Annotated in this window: 8 protein-coding genes; 7 read left to right on the top strand and 1 reads right to left on the bottom strand. The window is 57.1% G+C overall.

Going from position 1 to position 12,101, the window contains the following annotated elements:
* Positions 1 to 210 precede the first annotated feature (210 nt).
* Complete coding sequence (locus ACOERD_RS26485; RefSeq protein ID WP_419741004.1) at positions 211 to 1,806, bottom strand: GMC family oxidoreductase; 1,596 nt, start codon at positions 1,804 to 1,806, stop codon at positions 211 to 213.
* 108 nt (positions 1,807 to 1,914) lie between these two features.
* Here ACOERD_RS26485 and ACOERD_RS26480 point away from each other — a divergent pair, with 108 nt between their 5' ends.
* The 7 genes from ACOERD_RS26480 (at position 1,915) to fdhF (ending at position 12,047) form a co-directional block, all read left to right on the top strand.
* Positions 1,915 to 3,153 carry a TRAP transporter substrate-binding protein gene (locus tag ACOERD_RS26480; RefSeq protein WP_170380876.1) on the top strand — a complete coding sequence of 413 codons (1,239 nt, stop codon included), beginning with the start codon at positions 1,915 to 1,917 and terminating at the stop codon, positions 3,151 to 3,153.
* A 70-nt stretch (positions 3,154 to 3,223) separates the two neighbouring features.
* Positions 3,224 to 3,889, top strand: a complete 666-nt coding sequence (locus ACOERD_RS26475) for a TRAP transporter small permease (protein ID WP_419741003.1) — start codon at positions 3,224 to 3,226, stop codon at positions 3,887 to 3,889.
* The gene (locus ACOERD_RS26470) at positions 3,889 to 5,247 is read left to right on the top strand and encodes a TRAP transporter large permease (RefSeq protein ID WP_170380872.1); all 1,359 of its coding nucleotides are present in this window, start codon (positions 3,889 to 3,891) and stop codon (positions 5,245 to 5,247) included. Before ACOERD_RS26475 ends, ACOERD_RS26470 begins: the two co-directional genes overlap by 1 nt.
* Before the next feature lie 11 nt (positions 5,248 to 5,258).
* Positions 5,259 to 6,038, top strand: a complete 780-nt coding sequence (locus ACOERD_RS26465) for an IclR family transcriptional regulator (RefSeq protein WP_419741002.1) — start codon at positions 5,259 to 5,261, stop codon at positions 6,036 to 6,038.
* 537 nt (positions 6,039 to 6,575) lie between these two features.
* Entirely contained in the window at positions 6,576 to 7,457 is an 882-nt protein-coding gene (locus ACOERD_RS26460) for a LysR family transcriptional regulator (RefSeq protein ID WP_419741001.1), read from the top strand.
* 85 nt (positions 7,458 to 7,542) lie between these two features.
* Positions 7,543 to 9,246 carry an NAD(P)H-dependent oxidoreductase subunit E gene (locus tag ACOERD_RS26455; RefSeq protein WP_419741000.1) on the top strand — a complete coding sequence of 568 codons (1,704 nt, stop codon included), beginning with the start codon at positions 7,543 to 7,545 and terminating at the stop codon, positions 9,244 to 9,246.
* A 14-nt stretch (positions 9,247 to 9,260) separates the two neighbouring features.
* Positions 9,261 to 12,047 (top strand): formate dehydrogenase subunit alpha, encoded by a 2,787-nt coding sequence (gene fdhF / locus ACOERD_RS26450; protein ID WP_419740999.1) that lies wholly within the window; start codon positions 9,261 to 9,263, stop codon positions 12,045 to 12,047.
* The last annotated feature ends 54 nt before the right edge of the window (positions 12,048 to 12,101 follow it).

Genomic DNA, 12,101 nt, shown 5'->3' with positions numbered 1-12,101 from the left:
TCAATTATCCTGCCAAGTTGGCGAACTGCTGAAACACCGGGACTCCGGGCGTGGATTTACCGTTTTGGATCATGTTGACCAGTTCAATCCCACTAAAAGCCCATTTCGCAAAGGTAATTGACTGGAGACCCAACGTCGGTTTTCTATTTTTTAGAGATAAGAGCAAACAGCCAAACCCGGGGATCAAACACCTTTCCCTCCATTTTTGGGTCACGCATCCGCCTGTATCAAGTCACTAGCCTTTTCTCCGATCATGATGGCTGGCGCATTGGTGTTGCCACTGACGATTTCCGGCATGATCGAGCAGTCGGCCACTCGTAAGTTGGCTATACCGTGCACTTTTAGTTTTGCATCTACGACCGATGCTTCAGTGCTTCCCATCGCGCAAGTTCCGGTTGGATGATAAATGGATGCGGTGTTTGATCTTACCCAGTCTAACGTGCCCTCATAGTCTTCACAACTCAGCTGAGCTGTTGGCCGAAATTCCTCTGAAACCTTTGAGGCCAAAGGATTATGCTTGGCTATTCTGCGGGCGATGTTCACTCCGTCAACAATGGTTCGACAATCCGTTTCGGTGGACAGATAGTTCGGTATTATTTTGACATATTTAGATGGATCCGGGCCGTTCAAGCGTAGCTCCCCCCGGCTTTCAGGGCGCAGTTGGCAGACCGACATGGTAAAGGCTGAGAACGGATGAACACCCTCTCCAGGGCTGTCGGCGGACCAGGGCTGGACGTGAAACTGGATATCGGGTGTTTCTACATCCTCGCGGGTTTTCATGAACCCGGTGGCAAGGCTGGCGGCCATGGTCATAGGGCCTGCACGGAACAGCGCGTATTTCAGGGCGATGCGCGCCTGATTGAACAGGCTGCGGACTTCATCATTCAGTGTCGGTTCATTGCATTTGAACACTAGTCGGGCCTGCAAATGGTCCTGCAGCCCTTTGCCGACACCTCGTAGGGCGTGCAGCGGTTCGATGCCGTTTTCTTTCAGGTGGTCCGGGTCTCCGATCCCTGAAAGCATCAGGATCTGTGGCGAGTTTATCGCTCCGCCGGACAAAATGATTTCACGCCGGACGGTGAGGGTTTTCTCTGTGCCAGAGCGATCCCGGTACACCAGACCGGTTGCTTTCTTGCCGTCCAGAACCACGCGCGTTGCGAGCGCATTTGTAATGATGTTTAGGTTTTGTCGATCCCGTATGGGTTTCAGATAGGCAACGGCTGCACTGCACCGGCGGCCATTGCGGGTGGTCAATTGGAAATAACCCACCCCCTCTTGTTCCGCGCCGTTGTAATCAGGGTTGAACGGATAGCCCGCCGCCTGCGCTGCGGCCACCCACGCGTCACAGATCGGGCGTTGAATACGCATATTGGATACGGTCAAGGGCCCACCTACGCCATGGAACTCGTCTTCACCTCGCTCCTGGTCCTCGCAGCGCTTGAACAGGGGCAGTACATCGTCCCAACCCCAGCCCTCATTGCCCATTTGTCGCCAGCGATCATAGTCCTCTTTCTGTCCACGCACGTAGAGCAAACCGTTCAATGAGGATGACCCGCCAAGTACCTTGCCGCGTGGCCAGTCGATGGATCGACCGTTCAGACCAGGATCAGGTTCGGTGCGATAACACCAATCGACCGATGGGTTGTGCATGGTTTTGAAGTAGCCAACGGGGATGTGGATCCATGGGTTGGTATCGCGGCCACCTGCCTCAAGTAGCGCAACGGTCGTGTTAGGATCAGCGCTCAGCCGGTTGGCAATGACGCAGCCCGAAGACCCGGCGCCCACAACCGCATAATCCACTTCCATGACTGCCTCCTCCTCACGCCGTCGAAAAAACTCTATGCAAGATGCAAGAAATATACTAGCATTTTTTGATACAAAACGTCTCAATAATTGCGATCAGGGAGGTAAGCAATGGAGATCGGTAAGAAACTAAGTGGTATTTCGCGGCGGGATTTCTTCCGTGTGGCGGGCCGTTACGGTATGAGCTCGACTCTGCTAGCAGCAGGCGGGTTCGGCGGAGCGATGAGCTTGGCCAACCTGGCACAAGCCGCTGAATCCACGTACGAAAAGCGGTTTTCAAAAGAACCCAAGCATACGCTGAAGTTTGGCGCTTCAGGCTTCAATACTCGCAACCTTCTGATCGAACGCGCCGGGGCTATCGAGTTTGCGCGCGATCTGGAAGAACGCACAGATGGTGAGATTCGGATCGAGTTCATCGGCGACAATCAGATCTGCGGACAACTTAGCTGTGTTGAAAAAACCCAGCAGGGAATCGTCGATATCTACGCTGCTTCGACCCAGAACTCGGCTGGAGGTGCGCCTTATCTGAACGTGCTGGACTACGCCTATATGTTCCCAAGCCGCGCGGCGCAGTACCATTTCTTCTACAGCCCCGCGAGCCAGCGCATTCTCCGCGACCCCCTGGAGAAACGGCATGGGCTGAAGTTCCTGTTTACCCATTGCGAACTGCGCGGCCTGCAAATGGGCTCGACCTTTGCGGACAAGCCCACGGTGACCAAACTGGAAGAGCTGTTCGGCACCAAGAACCGCGTGACCGGCACGCAGTTGGGCCGGATTGCAATGCAGTTGCTGAACCTGAACCCGGTTCCGGTGGCCTGGGAAGAGACACTGGACGCTCTGAAAACAGGCCTGATTGACGGGGCCGAAACTTGGGCCTCTGCCGTGGCTTACGCCAATATGGCGCCAGTGGTTTCGCAGTCGGTGAACCTGAAGTTCTTCTGCGGCACCGAGCATACCTCTATGTCGGCCAAGGTCTTCGACAGCCTCGGCGGCGAGTTGCAGGACGCAGTGATGGAGTCTTCCTACTTCACTCAGGCGTTGATCCAAGGTGCGAATGAGGCTGCATTGTTGAACACTGTTGGCTTCTCGGAGCCGCAGCTTCCCAACACGATCTTTGCCGAAAACGGTGTCCGCCCGGCCTTCCTGCCGGACGATCAGATCAAACTGGCCGAAGAGATGTGCGCCCCCAACTATAACCCTGAGCCTTGGGCGCAGTGGCGTGAACGCCTGAATAAATGGGCTGGCGGCATCGATACGTATCAGGAGATCTACGACATCGCGCGTGAAATTCCGGCCGATACCCTGCCGGAAAATGTCGAGCCGCGCCGTTGGTGGATGGGCCAAGCCTGATAAGCTTATGTGAACCGGCCCTCAAACGGGCCGGTTCCAAAAAAACACACCGACTGGGAGGACGGGGTACATGTCTTTATGGGCAGACATCGGCGCGATCTTCAGCGCCTTTCTCAGCCAGGATTCGTTCGAGATTCAATCCGCTCTGGAATCTGACGCTGCTTGGGTTCTGGGTGTAGTTGCCTCCGCACTTGGCGGGCTTCTGGTCATGCTGATCTATCGAAAGGTGCCCTTCATAGAACGCCATCTGGAACGATCAGTGATGGTTTATTCGTATCTTGCCATTGCACTGATCATCTTCTGGGGTGTGATCGACCGCTTCGTGTTTAATGACCAAGAGCCATGGTCAACGACCATTCCACCCCTGCTATTTATGGTCATGGCGTGGTTCGGGGCGTCTTACAATGTACGCCTTCGCACGCATCTGAGTTTCAGTGAATTCCGCACCGCGATGCCGAGGGCAGGGCAACTCACTTGCCTGATCCTTGATGCGGTTCTGTGGTTTATCTTCGCGGTGATTGTCATTGTTACAACAACCCGACTGGTCGCGCTGTCTGCGTCAAATTTCCAGATCGTACTGGGTACCGATAACGTCATGCAGTGGTGGTTCCTTCTGGCTGCTCCTCTGTCTTTCTTCTTGATGGTCGGGCGCGTGTTTCAAAACCTTGCGGATGATCTGCACAATTGGAAAACAGGCGAGCCGCTCATCAAGCAGGCCGTGATCGGAGCAGACTAATGACAGATGGAACCATGGTCACACTGATCTCGCTTGGGGTCACCTTTCTATTCATGCTGGGCGTACCGGTTCTGCTGGTCATCGGCTACTGGGTTATCGGTTGTTCGTTTGTCCTTGGCTTGACGCTCGACAATATGGGCGCCGAGTTGCTGAACGTCTTCAACAAAGGCTTCGCCTTGCTGGCGATGCCGCTGTTCATCCTGACAGGAGACTTGATCAACAAATCCGGCATCGCGCGGCGGCTCAGCGATTTCGCCTATGCCTGTCTGGGTTGGATACGCGGCGGGCTGGCAATGGCCTCTCTGGGGGCGTGCGGGTTGTTCGCCGCTATCTCGGGCTCGAACTCGGCCACGACCGCCACTATTGGGTCCATGTTACACCCGGAGATGGTCAAAGGCGGCTATGACGAACGCTTCAGCGCGGCCACTGCGGCGGCGGGGGGCACGGTGGGGATTATCATTCCGCCGTCTATTATCTTCATCGTCTATGGGTTCCTGATGAACCTGCCGATTTCCGAGCTGTTTGTCGCGGGCATTCTGCCCGGTGCGTTGATGGTCTTTGGCATGCAGTTTGCCTGCTGGATCATCTGTCGCATGAACGGCTGGGGCCACTTGATCCCGCTGCAACTGAACCGGGTGCTGAAAACCGCGTTCGGCGCATGGCTGGGTTTCTTCGCCATTGGGCTGGTTCTGTGGGGTATCTACACCGGTAAGTTCTCACCCACCGAAGCGGCGGGTGTGACCGTTGGCTTCTGTGTGATCGCCGGGTTGGTCAGCTATCCGATCAATCGGATCATGGGCGCACGGAACGATATTCCGCCGACCGAAAAAAGCTACGCCGAGATGTTCGTGGTCGAAGGCTTTACGATCCCCGAGATCCCCTCAATTGTGATCCGGTCAGCCCAGATCACAGGCATCCTTGCCCCGCTGATCGCAATTTCAGTGGTGATGCAGCAAATCCTGTCGCTGCTGGGCGCGCAAGAGACCATTGGAAATTTTGTAACCTCAATGGGCGGCTACCACGCTGTTCTGTTCACCTCGATGGTGATCGTCTTCTTCTCAGGTATGGTGTTGGAAAGCTTGCCGGTGACGATCATCCTTGCGCCAATCCTCGCGCCGATCGCGGCTTCGGTCGGGATAGATCCGATCCATTTCTCGGTGATCTTCCTGGTGGGCGCATCTATCGGCTTCATCACTCCGCCCTACGGTTTGAACTTGTATGTGGCGTCAGGGGTGACGGGTGTACCCTACTTCCGTCTCTTGCGATACACGGTGCCTTATCTGGTGGCTTTGCTGTCCGTATGGATATTGGTGTCGCTTGTGCCCGATCTGGCCTTGATCCTGCTGCCAAATAACTAGAATGTTGCGGGATGGCCGAGACGGAAACACAAGACAAAGAAACTCAGATCCCGACCAACCTGCGCCTTCTTCTCATCCTTGAGGAGGTGGCGCGGCGCGGGGTCGCCGTCAAACCATCGGACCTGATCGAAACATTGGGACTGGCCAAGCCCACAATCCACCGTCTGCTGCAAACCGCAGAGGCCGAGGGTTTCCTGCAACGAGATTTGGATGGCCGCTCATTTGGTCCTGGGCACAGGCTGCGGTCGCTTTCGGTCAATACCATGTCTGCCGAACACCTGCGCACGGCGCGTTTGGCAATCTTACGCAGCGTCGCAGAAAACGTGGGTGAGACTTGCAACTTAGCCATTCCAGACCGGGAAGGGATGATCTACCTTGACCGGGTTGAAACCAAATGGCCGCTGCGCATCCAATTGCCAATCGGTACTCAGGTGCCCTTCCACTGCACAGCTAGCGGCAAGATGTACCTGTCCACCCTGCGTCAGAAGACGTTGGATGGGTTTCTCTCTGCAGGCAATTTACAACCGCAGACCAAACAAACTCTAACGAACCCTAATGCACTACGCGAGGAAATCCGGGGAATCGCCGAGAACGGCTACGCGACAGATGATGAGGAATTCATGGCCGGAATGACGGCCATCGCTGTACCCATTCGTGATGGACAAGGCAGATTGGTAGGTACACTTTCAGTGCATGCTCCAACACAACGTCACGACGTCAACAGCCTGCTGTCCTTTCTGAACATCCTGAAAAAAGGAGCAAGTGAGCTATCGGAAGTGTTAGCTAACTGATCTCTGCTCGTGACCATGGTCAAAGCTCTCGTCAAATCAGACTAGAAATGATCTTTTCAAGCAGGCTCAAGAAATCAGCCATATGTGCAGTATCATTCACCGCGTCACGGTCATTCTGATCGCACAAAGGGCGGGGTTATCGCTAGCAGAAACTACGAGTGCTTTTGATGCTCTCCTTAATGATCTTGCGATCTCGGGAAGCATCGGTTTCATCGGAAGCAGATGTCTCTGCGTTGCTGAACGCCCGCTAGCGAATTTAGATAGCAAGCATTCACAGCTCGGGTGAGGTCCGCATTTACTTGGCACGGCCGACACGAAGAGTTGGTCTCTAAATCCGAAAGCGGTCGTTCAAGTACAAAGTGGCAAGGTCGGCAAAGTTCGTTTCTTTGACATTCATATACCATCTCGGGGAGTTTGCTTGCTAGTACTTTGCCTTGAATCCCAGCGCTACGCTGAGATTCTCGTCGGATTATGCGTTTCAGCGCATTGAAAACCCCGCTAGTATTATTCGTAGCTTGACGTCCGAGAAACCCCTCCATGATCGAAATCCGCGACCTCCAACTCCTCAGCGCCCTTGCGCGGCATCGGCATTTTGCCAAAGCGGCTGAGGAGTGCGGGATTTCCCAGCCTGCCTTCTCGATGCGCATCCGCAATCTTGAGGACCGGTTGGGCGTCTCAATAGTCCGGCGCGCTAATCGGTTTCAGGGCCTGACTGATGAGGGTGAGATGATCGTCCTGAGGGCGCGGCGCATTCTAGATGATGCCAAGGCGCTGGAGCAGCAGGTGCAGGCCGCAAAGGGTGAGATCACCGGAACGTTGATGCTGGGTGTGATCCCGACCGCTATCGCCTTTACCGGACGACTGACGAAACACTTGCGTAAAGCGCATCCGCGGATCGTAACCCGGATCGAGACCATGTCGGCCTCGGCCATTCAGCATCGGCTGGACGAAGGCAGCCTGGATGCGGGCGTGACCTATGGCGACAGTATCGGCACCGATTTGCGGCAGGTGCAGCCTCTTTACGAGGAAACTTATGTCCTCTTGGCCCCTGCGCATATGGTCGAGGATACCGGGCCGATCCCTTGGGCCAAAGTCGCTGATTTCCCCCTCAGCCTGCTTGTGCCGCAAATGCAGAACCGGCGTATTCTGGATCGGATATTTTTGGATCAGGGGCTGCACCCGGATGTGGTGGCCGAAACCAGTGGCTTTACCGCCTCGATGGTGATGGCGCGCGAAGGGTTGGCGGCCACTGTGGTTCCGCGTGTTCTGCTGCGGTCTCTGGGTGATTTGAAGGGGACCAAAGTGCTGCCCTTGATTGACCCCGTGGTCAGCAAGCCGATCTGTCTGGCGACCCTGACTCGAGATCCGGAATTGCCAACGGTCGAGGCCTTGAGGGCGGTTGTGACGTCTTTGCGGTGATAAGGTGTCGTTATCGTGCGATTGTGTAAGACGATTTGACGATATCCTCCTCTGATGAGACACGGAGCCTCAATCGGAGGGCATCATGGCACCATTAGATACCAAGCCATCAGGCGCACCCAAGGGCGTTTGGAAGTCAGGTAAAGGCAAAGGGCGGCACACGCCCAAAGGCCGTCAGTTTACAGATGAGGCACAGGCGGAGATTGCGCGCCTGCTAGGGGATCGCCCCCGTCGCCGCGATCTGCTGATCGAATTTCTACATTTGATTCAGGATGCGCACGGCCATATCAGCGCCGACCACATCGCCGCCTTGGCGGTCGAGATGCGCATCGGTCAGGCCGAGATCTATGAAACCGCGACCTTCTATGCCCATTTCGATGTGGTGAAAGAGGACGAGACGCCGCCGCCTGCGTTGACGATCCGCGTCTGTGATTCTCTGTCCTGCGAGATGGCCGGTGCCCAGCAGCTGCAGAAGGCGCTGGAAGATGGCTTGGATCCGGCTGAGGTCCGCGTTGTCCGCGCGCCGTGCATGGGACGCTGTGACACCGCTCCGGTGCTTGAGATCGGTCACAACCATATCGACCACGCGACCCCCGAAAAGGTGCAGGCTGCAATTGCAGCGGGTGACACCCATACCCATCTGCCCAACTACGAAACCTTCGCAGTCTATGAGGCCGAAGGCGGTTATGACAAGCTGAAAGAGCTGCGCGCCGGTGGCGATTGGGAAAAGGTGCAGGAAGACGTCCTATCCTCGGGCCTGCGTGGTCTGGGCGGTGCTGGCTTCCCGTCGGGCAAAAAATGGGGCTTTGTTCGCATGAATGAAGGTCCGCGTTATCTGGCCGTGAACGGCGATGAGGGCGAGCCCGGCACGTTCAAAGACCGCTACTATCTTGAGCGCACGCCGCATGTCTTCCTGGAAGGCATGCTGATCGCCGCATGGGCGGTCGAGGCCGAAACCTGCTTTATCTACATGCGTGACGAATACCCCGCGGTTCTGGAAATCCTGCGCCGTGAAATTGCCGCGCTGGAGCAGGCCGGGATTGTCGAAGAAGGCTACATCGACCTGCGCCGCGGGGCCGGTGCCTATATCTGCGGTGAAGAATCCGCGATGATCGAATCGATCGAAGGCAAGAAGGGTCTGCCGCGCCATCGCCCTCCGTTCGTGGCGCAGGTTGGCGTGTTCAACCGCCCGACTTTGGTTCACAACGTTGAGACGCTGTATTGGGTTTCGAAAATCTGCCGCGAAGGGCCGCAGATCCTGAGTTCGGTTGAAAAGAATGGCCGCAAGGGCCTGCGCAGCTACTCGATCTCGGGTCGCGTTGCGAAGCCGGGTGTTTACCTGTTACCAGCTGGCTCGACCATTCTGGACGTGATTGAGGCTGCCGGTGGCATGGCCGAAGGTCAGACCTTCAAGGCGTATCAGCCAGGCGGTCCATCCTCGGGCCTGCTGCCTGCGTCGATGGATGATATCCCGCTGGATTTCGACACGCTGCAACCGCATGGCACCTTTATCGGCTCGGCGGCCGTGGTGGTTCTGTCTGATCAGGACACCGCCCGCGACGCGGCGCTGAACATGCTGCGCTTCTTCGAAGACGAAAGCTGCGGCCAGTGTACGCCCTGTCGTGCTGGCTGCGAAAAGGCGGTGAAACTGATGCAAGCTGACAAGTGGGACACCGATCTGCTGGAAGACCTGTGTCAGGTCATGGGCGATGCCTCGATCTGCGGTCTTGGGCAGGCGGCTCCAAACCCGATCCGCCTGGTCATGAAACATTTCGCTGACGAAATCTGAGGGGAGACAGAGCCATGCTAGACGCAAGCCCAACCAAGACCGTCACCTTCAACCTGAACGGCGAAGATGTCACCGTGCCCGAGGGCTGGACCATCTGGGAAGCCGCCAAGGGCCAGGGGTTCACCATCCCGCATCTGTGCCACAAGCCGCAGCCGGGTTATCGCCCGGACGGCAACTGCCGCGCCTGTATGGTTGAGGTGGAAGGCGAGCGCACACTGGTCGCATCGTGCATCCGCCCTGCGGCGGACGGTATGGTGGTGAAGACCGACAGCGACCGCGCCGAGAAATCGCGCGCCATGGTCATGGAACTGCTGGTCGCCGATCAGCCGGAAGAGGCCCATGACACCTCCAGCCATTTCTGGGACATGGCCAAGCTGAACGATGTCAGCGACAGCCGTTTCCCGGCGAAAGAGGCTGAAAAGATCCCGCTGCTGGATGACAGCCACGTTGCGATGCGCGTCAATTTGGACGCCTGCATCAACTGTAACCTCTGCGTCCGTGCCTGCCGTGAAGTTCAGGTGAATGACGTGATTGGCATGGCCGGTCGTGGTCATACAGCGCAGGTGGTGTTCGACCAGAACGACCCGATGGGCGATTCAACCTGTGTGGCCTGTGGTGAGTGCGTTCAGGCTTGCCCCACCGGCGCGCTGATGCCCGCGACTGTGTTAGACGACCAGCAGAAGGGTGACAGCAAGGATTATGATAGCGAAACCGAAAGCGTCTGCCCGTTCTGCGGCGTAGGCTGCAAGGTCTCGCTCAAGGTCAAGGACGGCAAGGTCAAATATGTCGAGGGCATCAACGGCCCCGCTAACGAAGGCCGCTTGTGTGTCAAAGGCCGCTTTGGTTTCGACTACATCCACCACCCGCACCGCCTGACCACGCCGCTGATCCGTCGTGAGGACGCGCCTGAAAAAGGTTTGAACGTCGATCCGGGCAATTTGGATACTCATTTCCGCGAAGCGACCTGGGAAGAGGCGATGGATCTGGCCGCCACCAAGCTGATGGCCCTGCGCGAAGACGACCCGCGCAGCGTTGCGGGCTTTGGCTCGGCCAAATGCACTAACGAAGAAGCCTATCTGTTCCAGAAATTCATCCGTCAGGGCTTCCGCCACAACAACGTCGATCACTGCACCCGTCTGTGCCACGCGTCGTCGGTTGCGGCCCTGATCGAGAACGTGGGCTCGGGCGCGGTGACCGCGACTTTCAACGAGATCGAAAACGCGGATGTGGCGATCATCATCGGCTCGAACCCGATCGAGAACCACCCCGTTGCGGCGACCTACTTCAAGCAGTTCGCCAAACGCGGCGGCAAGCTGATCGTGATGGACCCGCGCGGCGTCGGAATGCGCAAATTCGCCGACGAAATGCTGCAGTTCCGTCCTGGCGCCGATGTCTCGATGCTCAATGCGATCATGAACGTGATCGTCGAGGAAGAGCTCTATGACAGCCAGTACATCCACCGCTGGACCGAGAACTGGGAAGCTGAGAAAGAGCATCTGCGCCAGTTCACGCCCGAGGCAATGTCGCCCATATGTGGTATCGAGCCTGAGCAGCTGCGCCGCGTCGCGCGCACCTTTGCGCAGGCCAAGGCCGGTCTGATCTTCTGGGGTATGGGCGTCAGCCAGCACATCCACGGCACTGACAACTCTCGTTGCCTGATCAGTCTTGCGCTGATGACCGGCAATGTGGGTAAACCCGGTGCTGGTCTGCACCCGCTGCGGGGTCAGAATAACGTGCAGGGGGCCTCAGACGCCGGCCTGATCCCGATGTTCCTGCCGGACTACCAGTCGGTCATGGATGATGACATCCGCGCCAAGTTCAACAATGTGTGGAATGACGAACGTGACTTCTCGAACGAGAAGGGCCTGACCGTCACCGAGATCATTGACCAAGCCTATGCGGGCAACATCAAGGGGATGTATATTCAGGGTGAAAACCCGGCCATGTCCGACCCCGATGTTGGTCACGCCCGCGAAGCTCTGGCCAAGTTGGAGCTGATGATCGTGCAGGATATCTTCCTGACCGAGACCGCGAACTATGCCGATATCATCCTGCCTGCCTCGGCGCTTTATGAGAAGAATGGCACCGTGTCGAACACCAACCGTCAGGTCCAGCGTGTACGTCCGGCCGTGACCCCTCCGGGTGAGGCGCGGGAGGATTGGAAGATCACCGTCGAGCTTGGGCAGCGGATCGGGCTGAACTGGGACTACACCGATGTGTCGCAGGTGTTCAACGAGATGAAGTTGACGATGAACTCGCTCAACAACATCACGTGGGAACGTCTGGAGACCGAGACCATCACCTATCCGTCCCTGTCCGAGACAGACCCGGGTCAGGCGATCGTGTTCGGTGACGGCTTCCCACGTGCGGACGGCAAGGCCCGGTTCACTCCGGCCAGCGTCATCCCGCCGGATGAGGCCCCGGATGACGAATATCCGATGATCGCAACAACCGGTCGTCAGCTGGAGCATTGGCACACTGGGTCGATGACACGTCGCGCCAAGGTTCTGGACGCGGTTGAGCCTGAGGCGAACTGCTCGATGAACCCGCGGACGCTCAAACTGATGGGGATCGAACCGGGCGAGACGGTCCGCTTGACCACGCGTCGTGGCTCGATCGAGATCATGGTTCGTGCCGATCGTGCGATTGCCGAAGATATGGTGTTCATCCCGTTTGCCTATGTCGAGGCAGCGGCGAATATCCTGACCAACTCGGCCATTGACCCCTATGGCAAGATCCCCGAGTTCAAGTTCTCAGCTATCCGCGTCGAAAAGATCGAAGACGCCATCGCGGCAGAGTAAACTCCATTCCTGACGCTTGGAAAAGGCGGCCAATTGGGTCGCCTTTTTCGCGTC

This window comes from Ruegeria sp. (assembly GCF_965199275.1).
In the GTDB taxonomy this organism is placed as follows: domain Bacteria; phylum Pseudomonadota; class Alphaproteobacteria; order Rhodobacterales; family Rhodobacteraceae; genus Ruegeria.
Note: the sequence above shows the minus strand (reverse complement) of the source record. Positions and strands in the feature narration are given on the sequence as shown.